Here is a 19,598-nt window from a genome sequence, read left to right as displayed (position 1 = left end):
GCTTTTATCCTTATTTTAAATCCATGTCAGTAAATCTGGACGCTCAGCTTTTATAAAATGATGTTCATTTAAACTTAAAACCTGAGCTTCGTTTCCAACCAAACGCAAAGTCGTGAGGCTTGTATTAGCAATTGCCCAATTCAACGCAAAAGTTCGATTAGGACTGAGTTCAAGCAGTTTTCCAATAGCTACAGAAATCACTCCACCCGAGGTAAAAACAATTGCATAGCGAGGTTTGGTTTTTGCTAACTCATCACAAAGTTGCTGCAATGCTGTTTCGACTCTTTCTTTAAAGTGTGGCCAAGACTCATCATATTCATGATGAAAGTCACCATCTGTCCATCGTCCAATGGCACCTTCAAATATTTTGGCAAGATATGCGCGTGGGTTCTGTTCTTGCGCCACGTCAGCTTTTAATAGTTCAGGCTGTTCAAAACGCGGCTCATAACGAGCAAAAACCTGTTGATGGTTAAACTCATTCCATAAATTATTATGATGAATTACCGCATCTGGAAAACATTCTTTTAGTGCAAGCTCTGCAGTTTGTTCATGGCGCTGCATAGTTCCTGCAACTACATAAGGTTGTTCTTTCAATATTTTCTTAAAATATTGGCCTAATAAAGTCGCTTGAGCTTCACCATTTTCAGACAACTCATCATAGTTACTTTTACCAAATGATGCCTGTCCATGCCTTACCAGATAAATTGTGGTCATCTTCTTAAAATACCCTGTATTTTCTGTAGAGATTGCTGAGCAAATTCCGATTCTTGTAATTTTTGCTGGGCGATAAGTTTTAAAGCTCTGATATGTAGTGCATGGATCACTATCCAGAAATCTTTAAAAGCAGGGTTTCGGGTTTGTTTATGGTAATAACGATAATAGATTTGCTGAGCAATCACGGCTAAACGGAATACACCGAAGACTTCATAAAAAGTCCAGTTTTGAGGTTCCAGACCAGTTTTTTGCAAATAATAGTCAACGACTTCTTTACGAGAGAACATTCCCTTTAAATGGGTAGGCTGACGGCGTGTCGATCTAAAAATCATATTATCCGTGGGCTCAACCCAATAGGCCAAAGCACTGCCCAAATCCATTAATGGATCACCTAAGGTCGCCATTTCCCAATCCAACACACCAATTACTTCCGTTGGATGTTCTGGATCTAAAATCACATTATCAAAACGCCAATCATTGTGAATAATGCAAGTCGTAGAGTCTTGAGGGATATTATCGTTTAGCCATTTTCGAACATATTTAAATGAAGGAACGTTGATTGTACGGACTTTTTCATAGCGCTTATCCCAACCTTCAACTTGTCTACGGCAATATCCCGCACCTTTGCCTAGTTCAGCTAAAGGTGTGTTCTCATAAGGAATTTGATGTAGCTCAATCAGCTTATCAATAACATTTACGCAGAGCTCATGAACATTTTCTTCATTAAAGCCAAGCTCAGGCGGTAATTTTGCACGGGGAATAATACCTTCGATGCGTTCCATGACATAAAAATCACAACCAATGACCGATTCATCCTGACAAAGTGCCACCATTTTAGGAAGCACGGGATAATAAGGCGCAAGATTTTTTTGCACCATATATTCACGGGCCATATCGTGGGCCGATTTCGCTTTTGTTCCTTTTGGAGGACGACGTAAAATTAAATCGGTATTTTCATACTTTAAACGATAAGTCCAATTCGACGCCCCGCCCGTATATTGAGTAACGACTGCTGGGCCAACCAACTCAACACCTTGGCTTTTTAACCAGTTTTCCACTGCCCCAATATCAAGCTCTTCACCTTCACGTACTTCACCGCCTATATCAATTACAGACATCTTAACTTCCTTTAAACTTATACTTTCTTATGACGACCGAAATAACCACGTTTGGCCAACTCTAATTTGGCAATCATGCCTTTATGTACTTCATCTGGACCATCAGCTAAACGTAAACTGCGTGCTTGAGCAAAGAAACCAGTTAATGGTGTATCTCTTGAAACGCCCGCACCACCATGTAGCTGAATTGCCATGTCGACTACTTTTTCTAAAACACTCGGAGCCACTACTTTAATTGCAGATATTTCTGTTAAAGCAGCCATATTTCCTAAAGTATCCATTTTATAAGCAGCATACAAGGTTAAAAGTCTAGCTTGATCTATGGCGACTCGCGCATCGGCTATGCGTTCGAGGTTACCACCAAGTTTTAAAATTTCTTTACCAAACGCTGTTCTAGACATGCCTCTATCAATCATCATTTCTAGCGCTTTTTCAGCAGCTCCAATACAGCGCATGCAATGGTGAATACGCCCTGGTCCTAAACGCCCTTGGGCAATTTCAAAACCTTGGCCAGCTCCACCAATAAAGTTTTCAAGAGGTACTCGAACATTATTAAAGTGAACCTCACCGTGTCCATGCGGTGCATCGTAGTCACCAAACACAGGTAACATTCGTTGAATTTCGACACCCGCCGTATCAATCGGTACTAAAACCATAGAATGTTGATGATGACGGTCTTTGGTTTCATCTGGAGTATGTGCCATAAAAATAATGACTTTAGCATTTGGGTCACCTAAACCAGACGACCACCACTTTTTGCCATTTAAAACAATTTCATTACCATCGATGAGCGCAGTCGCTTGCATATTGGTTGCATCGCTTGAAGCAACATCAGGTTCAGTCATACAAAAAACCGAACGAATTTTTCCGTCCAATAAAGGTTCTAACCATTGCTGTTTTTGCTGCTCACTACCATAGCGCCATAACAACTCCATATTTCCTGTGTCTGGTGCATTACAGTTAAAAACGGTTGGTGCCAATAAGCTACGGCCAGTTAATTCAGCTATGTGCGCATATTCTTGAACAGTTAAACCTGCACCCAGCTTTTCATCGGGTAAAAACATATTCCAAAGACCAGCTTGCTTTGCTTTAGATTTCAAAGTTTCTAAAAGCTCAGGCCATTGCCATTTTTTCCAGTTTCCATCTGGATTTAACTCGTGAACTTCTTCCCAAAATTTTGCTTCTACAGGTTCTATTTCTTCTAAAATAAATTTTCTTGTTCGCTCGGTAAAATCCTGAGCTTTCTTGGAGAGTTCAAACATTCTTTTTCCCTTACATGATTATCTGGTCTTTACATCAACATAACTTGAAACTTAATATGAATGAAATGATTTTATTAAATACCTTCACATGAATAATATTCATAACCTTCACGGTTTAGACTTAAGCTTTTTTCACCGAATTGATATCAATTTATATCCGCTATTTATCGCAATTTATGAGCAAAAAAGTATTTCAAATGCAGCAAGCAGTCTCAATATTACACAGTCAGCAGCAAGTCATGCTTTGCAGCGTTTACGTCAGCAACTTGAAGATGATGTATTTATACGTGTAGGCAATAAAATGTCTGCAACGCCTTTTGCAGAACAGATTTATCCAAATGTTAAGCAAGCACTTTTAACGATTCAAAATATTAGCCAACAGAAACATGTCTTTGATCCAACAAGCTTAAAAAACTTAAAAATCGCCGTTCATGATGAGATTGAACCGATTATTCTTCCACGGCTTGCTCAACATTTTCAAAATCTTAATTTAGATTTGCAATTTGTCAGTATGAAACTCGATCGAAAACATATTATGGCGGACTTGGCGACGCAGCAGCTCGATTTCGTGATTGACCTAGAACAATACTTATCTCCAAAAATTACCTTTGATCATTTGGTAACAGATGAGTTCGTCATTTGCAGCCAACTTAAAGAAGTCGATTTATCTCGTTATATTAATGGACGACACATTGGTGTTTCATCACGCCGTACAGGTGCTTTGCTTGAAGATATTTATTTAAACCAGCATCAAAAAATTTCAAGAAATGTATTTATGCGCTGTCAAAACTACTCAACGGCGTTACAAGTTCTGGCGGCTCAAGCCAACGCGATACTGACCATGCCTCGTATGATTTTGCAGCATTTATCTTATAGTCCTGAAATTTGCTTACATTCTCTGCCTTTTGAGATAACCAATATTAAAATGGGTATGTTTTGGCACGAAGATTTAAGGGATAATTTAAGGCATCAATTTTTGCGACATGAAATTATTAAACTTTTTCAATAAAGCAAATTGATCTACTAAGCTTCTATCGTACAAGGACCAGTAATGAGTAAAGATGAACGGATAATCCAGAATCAGGACAACAAAAAAACGATTCGTCATGAAGATTACATTGCTGGCATCGGTAAAGGCATGGCGATTTTAGATAGCTTTAGCAGTAATCAACATCGTTTAAATATTTCTATGGCTGCTGAAAAAACAGGACTTACCCGAGCAGCAGCAAGACGTCACTTATTAACTTTAGAATACTTAGGATATCTTGAGTCAGATGGCCACTATTACTATTTAACCCCGAAAGTTCTTAAATTTTCAGGAGCTTATTTGGGCGCAGCTCAGCTTCCAAAAGTGTCTCAGCCTTTATTAAATCTGTTAACTAACCAAACCTCTCTCATTTATTCAGTGATGGTACTTGATGGTTATGAAGCAATTACCATTGCTCGTAGTGCTGCCCACCAACAAACTGACCGCGTAAATCCATATGGCTTGCATTTGGGTAACCGCTTACCTGCTCATGCGACATCGGCGGGTAAAATTTTACTGGCACATTTAAGCCAAGAAGAACAATTAGATTGGCTCCAAAAATATCCTCTTCAACGTCTAACCAAATATACACATGTTGAAAATGATAAATTTTTAGAGTTACTACAAGAGATTCGAGAACAAGATTGGTGTTATTCACGTGAAGAACACGAATTAGGCGTTCATGCGCTCGCCGTACCAATTTATGGACAAGACTTTAAAGTTGTTGCAGCTTTAAATATTGTCTCTCCGACCATGAAAACAACTGAAGAATATTTGGTTCAACACATTCTGCCTTTATTGCAAGAGACTTCGCGGGACTTAAGACAAGTTCTTTAAATCTTACTTAGGCTATTTTATAGAGTAAATTTTATTATTCGCTTAGGCTATTTAGAGGATGAAAACGATTTAAAATAAATGCTTAGGCTATTTCTAAAAGTAATTAAATGGAATTTTTAAATAGCGGATGCCATTCGCTTCAGGTTCCGGAAAGTTTCCACCGTTCATATTAATTTGAATTGAAGGCAGAATTAATTTTGGCATTGCCAAAGTAGCATCTCTTTCTTGACGCATTTTTATGAATGAATCCTTGGAAACGCGCCGATTTAAATGAATATTGCTTTGCTTTTGGGTTTTAATATCTGTTTGACAGACATATTCATCACGACCTTCGGGCTTATAGTCATGGCATAAAAACATGCGCATGTTGTCAGGAAGTGTATAAAGTTTTTGTACCGAATCATAAAGTGCAGCAGCACTTCCCTTAGGAAAATCGCATCTCGCTGAGCCATAATCAGGCATAAATAGAGTATCACCGACAAAAACAGCATCGGCAATCACATAGCTCAAGCAAGCGGGTGTATGCCCTGGTGTAGGAATGTTATAGGCTTCTATATCCCCTATTTTGAAATGTTCATGATCTTCAAATAAATAATCAAACGGTTGATTTTCATTGAATTTCTTAAAATCAAAATTATAAATAGCGGAAAATGTTTCTTGTACGATTGAAATCTTCTGGCTAATTGCAATATCACCGCCCAATTTAGATTTTAAATATTGGGCAGCAGTCATATGGTCGGCGTGGACGTGGGTTTCTAAAATCCATTGCACTTTAAAGTTTTCAGCCAAGACATAATCGACAATCAGATCAGCATTGGTTGTTTTTGTAGTGGCTGAAGCTGCATCGTAGTCAAGCACGCTATCAATAATCGCGCATTGACGAGTCGCTAAATCCGCAACAACATAGCTAAAAGTATTGGTGTTTTCATCAAAAAAATCTTTTACTAGAGGTTGTTGCATAGGTTTAATTTCCTTTATTTAAGACTCGGTAAATAAACATTCCTAATAACATTGCCACAATAAAATACAGCGCTTCAAAATGTCCTAATCCGATAAGTGTTAAAGCTGGCGCTGGACATATCCCTGCTATTCCCCAGCCTATACCGAAAATAAAAGCACCAACAGTTAACCTTTGGTCAATCTGTGTATTCATTGGTAATTGAATTTTCTCATTAAAAAGCGTTTTAGGACTTTTTATAGCCTTTTGAAATGGAATAAATGCCACAGCAATTGCACCTAACATCACAAACATTAAGCTGATATCCCACTGCCCAAAGATATCTAAAAAACCTAATACCTTTTCAGGATTCGACATGCCCGAAATCATTAAGCCTAATGAAAACAAACCACCAAATATAAAAGCTAAAATGTTTTTCACAAGATTACCCCAGCACATGACGAATGATATAAACGGTTAACATCCCAGCAAACATAAAAACTGCTGTCGCTATCATTGAGCGTTTTGATAGCCTGCTCATACCACAAATGCCATGGCCGCTTGTGCATCCAGAGCCTAGCCGTGTTCCAAAACCAACAAGTACACCTGCTAAAATAAGTGCAAATGTATTGGCTTTAATTTCAATTTCAGGCTGATAAAAATAACCATATATGAAAGGTGTAATCACGAGTCCTGCAATGAACCAGAATGCAGAACTTTTAAAAGTATCTTTAGTAGGATTAATGATTTGAGCAAGCAATCCACTAATTCCGGCTATACGACCATTTATATATAAATATCCAACTGTTGCGATGCCGAGTAATAAACCACCCAAAAAAGCATAGACAATATTTGACATATAACCACTCTTAACAATATATGTTTTTATAATCTGTATTATACGCTGATTCTTTTAGAAATACTTAATATAAAACTTTTGAGTTTATAATTCTTCTTAACAAGAAAAAGCCCCAAGATTTTGGGGCTTTTGTCACTAAATTAGATCTTTAATGCCTAATTGTTCAGGTAATTTTTCCATGACTTTATTCAATCTATTATTTGCTGGAGAGATACAACCTGTGTAATGGCTTAATTTTGTTTCAATACCATTTGGTTGAATCCAAGTAATGTAATAGCTAGACATGTCGGTTGCTGTTTGCTGACAACCCGCAGTTTTAGATTGAGTCCCTGTTTGAGGTCGGTAAGTTTTTAATTCATCTGCAAGTTTTTGATAATCTTTTACGCTACCTTGGATTTCTTTAACACCAAGTGTTTTTGTATATTGTTTACCTTCAAAACGAATTAAACCTGTAGGCGCCACTTCTACTGAGTAAATTGGACATGCACCAAAACATGGACTAGAAGCATAGCGAATTGTTTCTTGTGTATTCGGAGCTTGCTGAACAGAAGCGCAACCCATTAAAGCCAAACCGGATAAAGTTGCAAGAACTAAAAATCTCATTACATCACCTATTATTATCAAGTGGCTTTAATCTAACAAATCATATCTGAATTGTCATTAAAGACTCATTTTTCATATTTTTATTTAATAATACTTAGGCTATTTTTAATATTATAAAAAAATTGCAATAGAAAGCACATAAAAAAAGGCCCATCTTTCGATGAGCCTTAAGCCAATTAAAGCTTAAATTCCTGAAATACAAATTATTACTGGGTAGTAATAACCTGCGGGAACCATTCTATCGTAATGCGATACATTATTTAAATATAATATAAGTATATATTTACGCTTGTTTTTCCAACAAAAAAAACCTGTTTTTCAAGGTTAAAAACCTAATAATGTTTATTTTTAATTAAAATTCACAACCTTAAGTTAAACAAAACTTAATAAAGTTTAAAGTTTTATTTATAGGTAAAACATTATAAAAAAATGCTTAATAGTTCGGCTATCTCTAGTGTTTAGGATGAATCATTTATAAGAATATTTTAAGTTTAGCAATAACTTCAAGCACTTTTTTACTACTTGGTAAAGCTATCTCTTTAAAATTATAGAATTTACATAAACACTTTAATAGAAAAAAGATATTAAAAAGAATAAGGGCAAAAGAAAATTTATCCTTTTGCCCTCTTTACTTACTTCTCTAAGCTATATGCGATTACATAATCACCATGGTCTGGAGACTGGCGTGCTCCACCTGCGGTAACAACCACATATTGTTTACCTGTTTTAGGAGAAACATAGCTAATTGGAGTTCCTTGGCTACCTACTGGCATACGTGACTTCCACAGCTCTTTACCTGTAGATGAATCAAAAGCACGCAAGTAATAATCTTGAGTTGCAGCAAAGAAAACTAAGCCACCTTGAGTTGCCATAGGGCCACCAATAGTCGGCATACCAATCGGTGCTTTTAAGCCCATCTTAATACCAAGTGGTCCAGTGTCTTCAACTGTACCTAGTGGCACTTGCCATGCAACCTGACGAGTTTTCATGTCAATTGCGGTCATCGTACCAAATGGTGGTTTTTGACAAGGAATACTTAAAGCAGACATAAAGCGGTTTTTATTCACTTTATATGGTGTACCTCTCATTGGTACAGCACCCATACCAGTATTTACTTTTTCACCACCACTCGCCTGAATCTTGATATCTTCAGGGGTTTGTTTTATGAGTTGCACCCATAAACCAAGACGCATATCGTTCACAAACATATAACGATGAGTTGGATCAAAAGCAATGCTGCCCCAGTTCATACCGCCTAAAGAGCCTGGAAAACTTAATGAAACATCAGTGCCCGGTGCAGTAAATAAACCTTCGTAACGCATTGACTTAAAGTTAATACGGCACATAAGTTGATCAAACGGCGTTGCACCCCACATATCTGACTCGGTTAAAGTCTGATTACCAATTTGAGGCATTTCAACTGAACGTGGTTGAGTTAAACTGTATTGCTCACCCGGAATATTTGCCGCTTTCACTGGCTGCTCAATCACTTTAGTTAACGGTTTGCCCGTTACACGATCAAGAACAAAGAATTGGCCTGATTTGGTTCCAATCACAACAGCCGGTTTAGTCGTACCATCTTTTAATGGGAAGTCGACTAGACTTGGTTGCATTGGTAAGTCAAAGTCCCATAAATCGTTATGAACAGTTTGATATACCCACTTCTCTTTACCTGTTGTTGCATCAAGTGCTAAAACAGAAGTGTTGTACTTATGATCTAAAGGATTACGGTTACCACCCCAAATATCGACAGATGAGCTACCCATAGGTAAGAACACCGTATTCATTTGCGGGTCATACGACATTGCGGCCCAAGAGTTTGCCGAACTACGTTTATAAGTTTCACCCGGTTTTAGAACATGGTTAGGATCAGGATTACGTGGGTCAAATGCCCAGCGGAGTTTGCCTGTAATCACATCATAACCACGGATTACACCACCCGGCATATCCGCTGCTACGTTATCGGCAATACGACTACCCACCACAATGGTTGTACCCGCAATTGTTGGTGCAGAAGTCACTTCAAAACGTGGAGCTTTTGTTCCATCGCCTAAGCCTTCGAGTAAGTTAACCGTTCCATTCACCCCAAAGTCAGCACAACGCTCACCAGTATCTGCATTGACTGCAATTAAACGAGCATCTGGTGTATTGGTATATACACGGCGTGGACATGTTGTGTTACCCGCAACAGTAGTTACCGGAGTTGCGCCAGCTAATGTTGGTTGTACAAGTGCTTTTGTTGAATCAAAGTATGCAACACCACGGCAACGCTCCCAAGCATCGGCTGTAGAGTTCACCTCAGCTTTCCAGAGTTGTTTGCCCGAGTCGGCATCTATTGCAAAAATGTTGTTATGTGGTGTACATAAAAAGACTTTATTTCCAACTTGTAGCGGCGTCATTTGGTCTTCGGCACCATTACCGCTACCCGTTGTAAAATCACCTGTTCTAAAGCGCCAAGCTTCTTTTAGTTTATGAACGTTATCTCGGTTAATTTGGTCGAGAGCAACAAAGCGACTACCACCCGCATCATTTCCATAATTTTCCCAATTCACCTGTTTTTTAGATGGGTCAACTGGTACTAAAGGTAGTTTTTCACCTGAGCTTGCTACTGTTGGATGCGGTTGGAACATTTGATAGAGCGCAATCAACATACCCACAACGACTAAGCCACCTACTGCATAGGCTGAAGATGCCAAACTAGTTTGAAATTGGTAGCGTCGAATTGAAGGTAAGGTAAATAACAACGCAGCAAAAAGACCAGCAGGAAACATTAAGCGCGAGAATAACGGCCAAAACTCCCATCCAGCATCAATGAGTGACCAAATTACGGTACCAACAAAAACAGCCGCAAAAATCCAGACGCCCAGCGCTTTTTTTCGGAAAATACTAATTGCTGAAATGGTTATAAACAGTCCTGAGATAAGGAAATACCAAGAACCACCGAGAGATACTAGCTTTCCACCGCCCACGATATAAAAAATACCAGTAGCCAATAAAGCTAAACCTAAAATAAAACACCATATTTTGAATAAGATATGAAACTTAGAATCTGACTCAGACATAGATCCTACTCCACATATACTGAACCCGAATAGTTCAAGCATTTGGGCCAGTTAAACTATGTCTAACCAGCCATCAATATTATTAAAAATTAACTTTTACACTCAGGCCTGCCACCCAAGCATCATCGACTTCTTTCACACCAGCAGGTTGATGGATATATTGAATGTTTGGACGTAACATGACGGCCGGAGACCATTGATAGGTATAGTTCAACTCGACATTTAACTCGTCGTCTTGAATTGGAATATAGTCAGATGCAATCGAATCATAACTGTAATATCCATGACTTTCGTTTGTCGCGATCTGTTTATCTTTAGCACGATCATTGACTACATAATTGGCAATACCAAAACCAATCGAATCATTTGGACGGCTATCAAACGGTCCCTTATACCAAAGAGCAAGCTGTTGCGTACTTTGAACAAAAGTCGTTGCTTTATCATTTACAACGCTGTTAAAACTGACATATAAACCGCGTTTCGGATCTTGGCCGGCATGGCTAAGTTGTTGCTGTGCATTAATCCAGAAGCTTTGTTTTCCGTCATGCACTTTACCCGCAGTTTTAATATCATTTGCTTCTGCGGTTGAGTACAGCGCACCTACTTTATATTCACCCGGTAAACCATTAAAGACTGCAAGTTTTGGTTTCCATGCGAGCTCAACCGGTATAGTTGCGCCCTTCACATTATTCATATCCAGATTAAAACCATCACTATTTGATGCTGTTTTAATGTTGTCTGGATTGACCTCATACACACCAACACCTAAAGTCCACTCAGGTGCAAACTGATATTTAACGTTTGTAGCCCAAACACCGACTGGTGAGTTATACCAAATTGAACCAATTGATTTTCCTAACTGCCCACCGCAAAGCAATAAGTTCTGAAACTCACATTGAGAACTATTAAAGTCCTCTGACATTCCCATACGACCAAATTTGACCTGTACAGTATTATCAACAAAGCCCTTCTTCACCCATGCTTGGGATAAACGCCAAATTTTCCCGCGACCATAAATTTCTTGAGCATTGCCCAATTGGCTAGAACGTGGGTCTTTAATACGCTCAAGAGTTAATGCATTACCGTCACGTTTAGTCACGACTAGGCTCGCTGTTGTATCTTTCCAACCAGCAATTTTTTCTAAATCGAAGTTGGCACCTAAAGAAAGTTGTGCAGCATTTTCAAAAGTATTGCTGTCGTTGTAACCACCATCTAAATTTGTGGCACTTTGGCTCATAATAGAAGCCGTAAATTTATAGCCCTGCTGCTCTAATTGCTGGCGTTTTCCATTCCAGTCGCCTAGCAACCATTGACGGTCTTGTGACCACGGCTCATTTGCAAGTGCAAATTGGCTGCCCAATACAGCAATTGTTAGCACACTCAGTTTCATTACATTTGGCATTTCAAGTCCCTTTTGTCTTTTCTGAAATGCGCCCCTGTTTTGAGGCGCCTTATTTTTTGTTATTTAACTTGCACAAACCCGAGCTCAGATGTAGCACCGAAGCGATCAGTCACATTTGCTGTAATTGAGGCAACTTTGACTGTTGGTTTCCAATTGGCTTTTGCTTTACCTTCGGCATCTGTAGCTACTGTTATTGTTCCTAAATATTGCTCAGCTTCTTTTGATGCTGCATTTTGGTTGCCAAAAAACTCAACTTGATAGCGTTGATTTGGTAAGCCATTAACTTCTACTGTAACTGAACCTTTATTCGCTGTTAACTTAGGAGCTTTAATACCCTGATTCGGCTGAGCATTACAGTCCTGTTGATTTGGCTGAGTACATGTCTTTTGAAGCTTAGATGGTTCAATCACCACACCACCACCACGAGAACCAACAAACCCTTCATGCTCAAGTGCGGGTACTCCAAATATAATTGCCCCTAAACGCTGATCTGGTACACATGAACCACCTGCTTCACAACGTTTAATATCTTTACCATTGTCCCAAATCAGGTTTTTAGTCAATGTAATTCTTGCATTTGCGTCTTTTTCAGAGCGAATGGCTACACCAATACGGTTACCATGTACTTTATTGCTATCAAGAATGTTGCCATCACCCGTCATATTGAAACCAATCGAGTTATTGGTCATTTCGTTATAGGCGATATAGTTACGTTTGCCCCAGTTAATCTGTAAGCCATCTGAATAGTTTTCGAATTTATTACCAACTACGGCATTGTCATTACCCCACAAAATTTCAATACCTTGTGAAGGTTCTGGATTTGCTTTGGTTGAAACAAAATGGTTATTCGCAATTAAGTTAAATGCTGCACCACGTGTCAGTTCTAAGCCATCACCATTGTCTTGGAAAATGTTATCTAAGACTTTGTTGTTATTGGTGGTTGTCGCAGTTGGGTTACCTTTACCATCGTCACCCGTGATCATGACACCAGCACCACCATAGTTATTACTAATACGGTTATGCTGAATTAAGTTATTACTTGAACGATTAACCAATACACCAATGCAAAAACGATGGATATCTAGGCCTTTTAAAGATACGTTATTGACATCACGTAGTACAAAACCCGGTAAAGTCATGGTGCGTACATTGGTGCCGTACTGTTCAGGGTTTGCACCAGGACAAGCTTTTGCCCCTTCGCCTTTAATGTAATTTGATCCATCAATTGCGATGTATTCACCAGTTTTATCCCACTGTGTACCAATGATTTTGACAGGAGCTTTAATTTCAGGAAGTGCACTATTTAATTTAATTGCATAAGGCGCTTTGCCTACTGCTTGAATCAAAATGTCACTCGCTTCGCTTGGGTTTGCATTGGCTTGTTCAATTGCCCAGCGTAAAGAGCCTTTATTGCTATCGTCTTGATAACGGTCAACAACATAAGTTTGTGCTGCCGCTACTCCTGAAACCATCAAACCTAATGCAAGAGTAGTTAAACGTAATGTATTCATTTCATCATATCCTTATGATTTATGGGTTTGTTGGTTGAACTGTTTGTAAAATCTGTTTGAGCTTGGTCACATCAATTTGACCCGGTGCAGAAGCCTGACCAATCATGCCAAAGCTATAACTTCCGCCCATATTGGCAGTCGCAACACGAGAAATCGTACCTAATTGCCCCATCGACATCGTCAATAATGGTTTAGTGGTTTGCTGGCTTACCTTTAAAGTTGCGTTCATTAAAGTGAAAACATCTTGTTTAGATTTTGGCATTACGGCAATTTTGAGAATATCTGCGCCCATTTTATCTTGTTTTAATAAGCGTTTTTCTATTTCATCTTGGCTTGGTGTTTTTTGGAAGTCGTGATTAGACATGACCACCAGCACTTTCTTTTGATGTGCTTTTTGAACAATCTCTGAAACAACTTTTTGATCACGGAACATCTCAACATCTAACCAATCCATGAACGGATTTTTTAAATAAGCCTGATAAGTCTTACCATAATCAGCATCACTAATTTCAAGCTGGCCACCTTCGTTTTTGGTACGAATGGTGGCAATCATTGGCTTATTGCCTAAAATCTTTTTTAATTCATGCCCTAATGCAATCACTTGTTTTGTATCACTTGCAAAACTGAGTAAATCGATACGAAACTCAGCTAAATCAGCATCCGCTGTATTTGCAATGACTTGAGCTTGAGCTAAAGCTTGCTCTTTAGTTTTTGCAGTGATCGGAACAATCGTTTTAACTGTTGTCATAGCAGGTTGTGTCTGGGCAGCCAAAGCAACAGGTTCAGCATTCACCTGTGCTACAAAAAATGGGAGTGTAAGCAAACTTAAGCTTAATAATGTTTTCATTTTCATATCATTCATCCTTAAAAAGGCTACACATATCCATGAATAATCAGGTGTAGCCTTAGGTGTTCCTTAAATATCAAAAAATACAGTTTCGTCATCGCCTTGAATACGAATATCAAAACGGTAAACAACTTCACCATTCTCTTCAGAACGTTTAGCAACAAGAGTTTGGCGACGCGGTGCCCACTCAATGCTATTTAAGATCGGATCATTAGCATTTGCCTCAGCTTCATCGTCAAAATAAACACGTGTATGAAGACCTAAGTTAATACCGCGAGCGAAAATGACTAATGCAATATGTGGTGCCTGAGTTGAACCTTTACGGCCAACTGTCGCGCCTGGTTTAATCGTATTGAAGCTCCAAACGCCTGTTTCAAAGTCTGCACCTGTACGGCCCCAACCTTGAAATGCAGGATCAACTTTTTGCTCACGTGTATCTGCCTGACTTGGGTAAATACCATTTGCATCAGCCTGCCAAATCTCAATGAGTACATCTCGTAACGGTAGACCTAAACCGTCAAATACTTGACCTTCAAGACGAATACGCTCGCCTTTGGTTTGGTCTTGTACTAGCTGGTTATTAAAGTTGTTTTCGAACACTTCAATATTTGCTTGTTGTGGCAATAACCCAATATGAACGTAAGGACCACCTGTTTGAGATGGAGTTTCTTTTAATTCCTGAAAATTCCAGTTGTTCATGCTCGTGCTCCTGATTAAGTCAATTCGTTTTCGAAGTAAGTCGCTCGACGACCACGCAAAGTGATGTCAAAACGGTAACAACGGCTATCGGCTTCGATAAAGTTGTTTTTATCTTCTAGCGCAATCAAGGCACGACGTTGATCTTCAGAAGGAATTGTTTTTAAAATCGGACAAGTATCAATGAGCGTATCGCCTTCAAAATAAAATTGCGAAATTAAACGCTGAGCCCAACCATCAGCAATTAAAGAGAAATGGATATGGGCAGGACGCCATTCATTAATACGGTTACGCCATGGATATGGACCTGGTTTAATGGTACGGAAAATATAAAAACCGTTTTCATCAGTTAAGGTACGACCACAACCACCAAAGTTAGGATCCATTGCACCAATAAACTTGTCGTTTGGATGGCGATAACGACCAGAAGCATTGGCTTGCCATACTTCTAGAAGTGCATTTTTTACAGGGCGACCAAATTGGTCACGAACATAGCCATGAACAATGACACGTTCACCAATTGGCAAACCATCTTTGGCATAGTTCAAAATCAAATCGTTATCTTTTGGGCCAAACAGATTCGAAGAAAAATGCGGTGCAGTGACTTCAGTTAAGGTCTCGTTAATAGAGATCAATGCATTTTTTGGCGAACGTAATACACTTGTTTTATAACCTGGCGTATACGCTGGTGGATGATCATCTGTATTACGTTGGGCGTAAGCACCCCAGCTATGTTGTGACATCTTTATCTCCTTAATCCTGTTCTTTCGCTGCAATTGGGTTTACTTCTATCCCCAACTCTTTAAAGACTTCTTCAGCCATATGCATTGCAGCGTTTGCCGCAGGTAAACCTGCATAGAGTGAACTATGTAAGATCAACTCTTTTAAATCTTCTTTAGTTACACCATTGTTGAAACAAGCGCGTAAATGCATGCGTAGTTCATCTTCACGGCCCAGTGCCAATAAAATTGCGATAGTCACTAAACTACGGGTATGACGTGGTAAGCCTGGGCGAGACCACACTTCACCCCATGCATAACGGCTAATAAAATTTTGGAAATCTTGGTTAAAGTCATTTAGGTTCTGCAAAGACCGACCAACATGTTTTTCACCCAAAACTTCAGTCCGCACCTCAATGCCTTGTTTATAGCGTTGTTCATCATTCATTGTGATAGACCTCTATTAAGTTGCATCGGTATGCGCAACAATTGATTTAATAAATACCGCAACAGCAGCAGCGGTCGCTGGAATGAGTAATAAACTAAGAATGGCGGTAAACGACCAATCATTGCCGAGTAACACAGCTCCAATCCACGCACCAAATACCGCACCAAAACGCCCAATACCCGTCATCCAAGACACACCAGTTGCGCGGCACTGAGTTGGATAGAAGCGTGCACTTAACGCAGGCATTGAAGATTGCGCACCGTTAATTGCGATACCCGCACAAAGAACCAATACAGCAAGTAATGTTGAGTTTCCTAAGCTTTGACCAACAGCAATCGCAAATAGACCTGCTGCAAAGTAGAAAATAGCAATCACTCGATTCGGGTTGAATTTGTCCATCGCCCAACCAATAAACAAGGCACTTACCACACCACCGAACTGGAACAATCCACCGATAAATGCAGCACGCTCCATTGACGCACCTGTTTCACGCATAAGCGTTGGCAACCAGCTTGTAAGCAAGTAAACAACCACGAGTCCCATGAAATAGGTCAACCAAAGTAAAAGCGTTCCTTTTGCATATGGTTTAGAAAACATAATTCCAAAGACATTTTTCTTTTGAGCTGTCTCAGTTTTCTCTTCAGGTACGTGAAACGCAGTCGCATTTTGGATCTGAGCTGGAGCGATATGATTTAAGATTTTGCGTACTTTTTCTGGGTTCTTACCTTTTACAATTAAAAAGCGGTAAGACTCAGGTAAGACCAAAATCACTAGAATCATTAAAATTAAAGGTGACCAGCCGCCAAGTAAAAATAGACTGTGCCAACCATAAGTCGGGATAAGCCAACTACTAATAAAACCGCCTGTAGCCATACCCAAGTTGTAGCCACAGAACATACATGTCACGAGTAATGAACGAATGCGTGTTGGGCAGTATTCAGAAAACAATGTAGTGGCGTTCGGCATAGCAGCACCAAGCCCAATACCTGTCAAAAACCGTAAAACAACTAGACTATCTAAGTTAGTTGCATAAGCAGATGCCAAGGTAAAACCACCGAACACAAGCATTGCAACAGCTAAAACAACTTTTCGGCCAAAGCGGTCAGCTGTTGGGCCAGAAACCAAAGCTCCAATAATCATTCCACCAAGTGCTGCGCTCATCACTGGACCTAACTGAGAACGATCAATTCCCCAATCTTGAGCCAAAGCTGGAGCAATAAAACCCATTGCAGCAGTATCGATACCATCAGTGAAAATAATTAAGAAACAGATGATCGCGATCATCCATTGATATTTACTGAGTGGAGCATCATTAATTAATGCTTGAGCATCGATACTTTTATTTGGTGCAGCGTAATCCTGAGACGCCATGTTTGCCTCCTTAAGGCCAATTCCTTTTAAACTACTAAGCTATTAGATTTGCTGAATAAACCTAGTTAATTCCTGAGTAAATCTTTGCGGTTGCTCAATATTAGAAAGATGAGAAGCTTCTAGTTTCACGAGTTGACTGTTCTCAATCGCGTTCTGCATAAACTCAGCATCTGCTACTGTTGTTACTGGATCTGCCGTTCCTGCAATTAGCAGTACCGGAACTTGGATTTGTGTAATTTCATCTCTTAAATCAGCATCTGCTAAAGCACGACATGCATTGGCATAACCTTGTGCTGGTGTGTTTGCCAGACTTTGAATCGTCGTTTGTGCAACCACATTATGTTGATAGTCGAATTTTTCGCTAAACCAACGTGTGTGCGTGGTTTTAACCAATTCAGCCAGTCCATTTTGTTCTACTGATTCTGCGCGACTCAACCACGCCTCAGCCTGTCCAATTTTTGCCGCCGAATTTGCGACAGTAATACTTAAAAAGCGCTCTGGATGATGAATACCCAACCAAAGTCCAGTAATTCCACCCATTGAAATGCCACAAAAATGAGCTTTTTCAACTTTTAAGGCATCTAAAATATCAACCACATCTTCAGCTAAGTTTTGCAATGTGGTGTCACTAATTACATTACTTTCACCATGACCACGTGTGTCGTATGTAATGACATTAAAATGACTTTTAAGCTCATCTACTTGCGGCTGCCACATTCCATGATCTGTTCCTAACGAGTTAGATAGCACAAGTGCTGGAGCATCTTTTAATCCGTCGGTATATACAGAGAGCTGCTTACCTTGTCGATTGGTTATAAGCTGTTTCACTTTATGTCTCCTCCTTGTGCTTCTTGCAGAACAGCATCAATTTGAGCTTGAATGTTGCCCAAATAGTTCTCTGCTTTAAATATTTCCAAAATTTCTGTTTGACTAAAATGTTCTTTTACTTCATTTAACTGACTAACAACCTCAGATAAATGCTGGTTTTGAGCCACGGCTGTTTTACAAGCTGCTTCAACCAAGTGATGAGCATTTAAACGGCCAATTTTTGGAGCAAGCGCCATCATCACAGCTTCTGCCATAATCAACCCGTTGGTACAGTCAAGGTTCTGCTGCATATGCTCAGCATTAACTTCAAAACCTTGTAAAACTTCATCAGTACGACTTAATGCGCCAGCACAAAGCTGAAAAATTTCAGGGATCGCTAACCATTCTGCATGCCACGCTCCTAAACTACGCTCATGTTCCTGCACCATGCTTTGATAGATGCTAGACATAAGTGCTGGTACACGATTTGCTGCTGCAAGTACTGAAGCTGCTGCAACTGGATTACGCTTATGCGGCATGGTTGATGAACCACCACGGCCCTTTGCAGTTGGTTCAAACAACTCTGCAATTTCAGTTTGCATCATGAGTGACCAATCACGTGCCATCTTGCCCGTATTCCCGACAATCATGCCAAGCACACTTGCGATTTCTACAATACGGTCGCGCTCACCATGCCATGTGCTTGTCGGTACAGTCAGATTCAGCTGTTTGGCAAATGCACTGACCACAAGTGAACCTTGATCTTGCAAAGAAGCTAAGGAACCCACAGCACCACCTAACTGAGCAGTGAACACACGTGATTTCATAGCCTGTATACGGTCTAAATCACGCTTAAATGCAGAAGCCCAACGAGCGAGTTTATGGCCTAAAGTAATTGGCAAAGCTTGCTGTAACCATGTACGCCCAATCATGACTTGATGACGATATTGCTTAGCTTGTTGTAATGCTGTGGTGTAGCAATGTTGAAGTTGTACTTCCACAATATTTAACGCATCGCGGCATTGCAAAATACAAGTTGTGTCTAAAATATCCTGACTCGTTGCACCCCAATGCACATAACGTGAAGCATCTTCATCCACATCTTTAACAATTGCCGTAAGCTGCTTTACAAATGGAATTGCGATATTTCCAGCTAAGCCTGTGGCTACAGCCAAAGCGGAAAAGTCAAACTTTTCTATTGCCTGCTCAGCTACTTGGGCAATGGTATTAGCCGCATTCTGAGGAATCACGCCAACTTTTGCCTGTGCTTGAGCTAACGCAACTTCAACTTGAATCATATATGTGATTAAAGATGAGTCACTAAAGATGTCGGTGACGTCTTTTTGATAAAACAAGCTGGCATATAACTGGCTCATGA

The 19,598-nt window shown here is 39.7% G+C and carries 19 protein-coding genes; 2 read left to right on the top strand and 17 right to left on the bottom strand.

The genetic code is table 11. The features are described 5' to 3' along the window. Positions 1–15: 15 nt before the first annotated feature. From ACG59Z_RS11175 to ACG59Z_RS11165, 3 genes are read right to left on the bottom strand one after another with little or no spacing between them, the layout of a single operon-like run. The gene (locus ACG59Z_RS11175; protein ID WP_400199371.1) at positions 16–714 is read right to left on the bottom strand and encodes a histidine phosphatase family protein; all 699 of its coding nucleotides are present in this window, start codon (positions 712–714) and stop codon (positions 16–18) included. Next, positions 711–1,832: a phosphotransferase family protein gene (locus ACG59Z_RS11170; RefSeq protein WP_400199369.1), complete on the bottom strand. Its 1,122-nt coding sequence runs from the start codon at positions 1,830–1,832 to the stop codon at positions 711–713. Before ACG59Z_RS11170 ends, ACG59Z_RS11175 begins: the two co-directional genes overlap by 4 nt. Before the next feature lie 17 nt (positions 1,833–1,849). Continuing rightward, positions 1,850–3,094: an acyl-CoA dehydrogenase family protein gene (locus ACG59Z_RS11165; RefSeq protein ID WP_400199368.1), complete on the bottom strand. Its 1,245-nt coding sequence runs from the start codon at positions 3,092–3,094 to the stop codon at positions 1,850–1,852. An 88-nt stretch (positions 3,095–3,182) separates the two neighbouring features. On the opposite strand from ACG59Z_RS11165, the gene ACG59Z_RS11160 reads away from it, so the two are divergent. Beyond that, positions 3,183–4,103 (top strand): LysR family transcriptional regulator, encoded by a 921-nt coding sequence (locus ACG59Z_RS11160; RefSeq protein ID WP_400199366.1) that lies wholly within the window; start codon positions 3,183–3,185, stop codon positions 4,101–4,103. Positions 4,104–4,145: 42 nt separating this feature from the next. After that, positions 4,146–4,958 (top strand): IclR family transcriptional regulator PcaU, encoded by an 813-nt coding sequence (gene pcaU, locus ACG59Z_RS11155; RefSeq protein ID WP_000030964.1) that lies wholly within the window; start codon positions 4,146–4,148, stop codon positions 4,956–4,958. A gap of 93 nt (positions 4,959–5,051) precedes the next feature. Here pcaU and ACG59Z_RS11150 read toward each other — a convergent pair whose 3' ends face one another. The 14 genes from ACG59Z_RS11150 to pcaB all read right to left on the bottom strand — a co-directional run bounded on the left by ACG59Z_RS11150 (position 5,052) and on the right by pcaB (position 19,596). Continuing rightward, the gene (locus ACG59Z_RS11150; protein WP_400199364.1) at positions 5,052–5,918 is read right to left on the bottom strand and encodes an MBL fold metallo-hydrolase; all 867 of its coding nucleotides are present in this window, start codon (positions 5,916–5,918) and stop codon (positions 5,052–5,054) included. A gap of 4 nt (positions 5,919–5,922) precedes the next feature. Beyond that, positions 5,923–6,336, bottom strand: a complete 414-nt coding sequence (locus ACG59Z_RS11145; RefSeq protein WP_400199362.1) for a DUF6691 family protein — start codon at positions 6,334–6,336, stop codon at positions 5,923–5,925. A gap of 4 nt (positions 6,337–6,340) precedes the next feature. Beyond that, entirely contained in the window at positions 6,341–6,754 is a 414-nt protein-coding gene (locus ACG59Z_RS11140; RefSeq protein ID WP_111854082.1) for a YeeE/YedE family protein, read from the bottom strand. Positions 6,755–6,889: 135 nt separating this feature from the next. Next, the gene (locus tag ACG59Z_RS11135; RefSeq protein ID WP_400199359.1) at positions 6,890–7,357 is read right to left on the bottom strand and encodes a DUF6438 domain-containing protein; all 468 of its coding nucleotides are present in this window, start codon (positions 7,355–7,357) and stop codon (positions 6,890–6,892) included. A gap of 632 nt (positions 7,358–7,989) precedes the next feature. Beyond that, a complete protein-coding gene (locus ACG59Z_RS11130; protein ID WP_400199357.1) occupies positions 7,990–10,419 on the bottom strand; it encodes a glucose/quinate/shikimate family membrane-bound PQQ-dependent dehydrogenase in 2,430 nt (809 codons plus the stop codon). A gap of 82 nt (positions 10,420–10,501) precedes the next feature. Next, positions 10,502–11,821, bottom strand: a complete 1,320-nt coding sequence (locus ACG59Z_RS11125) for a carbohydrate porin (protein ID WP_400199355.1) — start codon at positions 11,819–11,821, stop codon at positions 10,502–10,504. A 59-nt stretch (positions 11,822–11,880) separates the two neighbouring features. Further along, positions 11,881–13,332 (bottom strand): NosD domain-containing protein, encoded by a 1,452-nt coding sequence (locus ACG59Z_RS11120; protein ID WP_400199354.1) that lies wholly within the window; start codon positions 13,330–13,332, stop codon positions 11,881–11,883. A 19-nt stretch (positions 13,333–13,351) separates the two neighbouring features. Beyond that, positions 13,352–14,179 (bottom strand): type I 3-dehydroquinate dehydratase, encoded by an 828-nt coding sequence (gene aroD / locus ACG59Z_RS11115; RefSeq protein ID WP_400199461.1) that lies wholly within the window; start codon positions 14,177–14,179, stop codon positions 13,352–13,354. A gap of 69 nt (positions 14,180–14,248) precedes the next feature. After that, a complete protein-coding gene (gene pcaG, locus ACG59Z_RS11110; RefSeq protein ID WP_400199352.1) occupies positions 14,249–14,878 on the bottom strand; it encodes a protocatechuate 3,4-dioxygenase subunit alpha in 630 nt (209 codons plus the stop codon). Positions 14,879–14,892: 14 nt separating this feature from the next. Beyond that, the gene (gene pcaH, locus ACG59Z_RS11105) at positions 14,893–15,618 is read right to left on the bottom strand and encodes a protocatechuate 3,4-dioxygenase subunit beta (RefSeq protein ID WP_000077913.1); all 726 of its coding nucleotides are present in this window, start codon (positions 15,616–15,618) and stop codon (positions 14,893–14,895) included. 10 nt (positions 15,619–15,628) lie between these two features. Beyond that, a complete protein-coding gene (gene pcaC, locus ACG59Z_RS11100; RefSeq protein WP_000997505.1) occupies positions 15,629–16,042 on the bottom strand; it encodes a 4-carboxymuconolactone decarboxylase in 414 nt (137 codons plus the stop codon). A 15-nt stretch (positions 16,043–16,057) separates the two neighbouring features. Then, positions 16,058–17,413 (bottom strand): MFS transporter, encoded by a 1,356-nt coding sequence (locus tag ACG59Z_RS11095; protein WP_400199348.1) that lies wholly within the window; start codon positions 17,411–17,413, stop codon positions 16,058–16,060. A 42-nt stretch (positions 17,414–17,455) separates the two neighbouring features. Next, complete coding sequence (gene pcaD, locus ACG59Z_RS11090; protein WP_400199346.1) at positions 17,456–18,241, bottom strand: 3-oxoadipate enol-lactonase; 786 nt, start codon at positions 18,239–18,241, stop codon at positions 17,456–17,458. Then, positions 18,238–19,596: a 3-carboxy-cis,cis-muconate cycloisomerase gene (gene pcaB / locus ACG59Z_RS11085; protein ID WP_400199344.1), complete on the bottom strand. Its 1,359-nt coding sequence runs from the start codon at positions 19,594–19,596 to the stop codon at positions 18,238–18,240. Before pcaB ends, pcaD begins: the two co-directional genes overlap by 4 nt. Positions 19,597–19,598: the final 2 nt, after the last annotated feature.

This window comes from Acinetobacter sp. ABJ_C1_1, assembly GCF_044684115.1.
In the GTDB taxonomy this organism is placed as follows: domain Bacteria; phylum Pseudomonadota; class Gammaproteobacteria; order Pseudomonadales; family Moraxellaceae; genus Acinetobacter; species Acinetobacter nosocomialis_A.
Note: the sequence above shows the minus strand (reverse complement) of the source record. Positions and strands in the feature narration are given on the sequence as shown.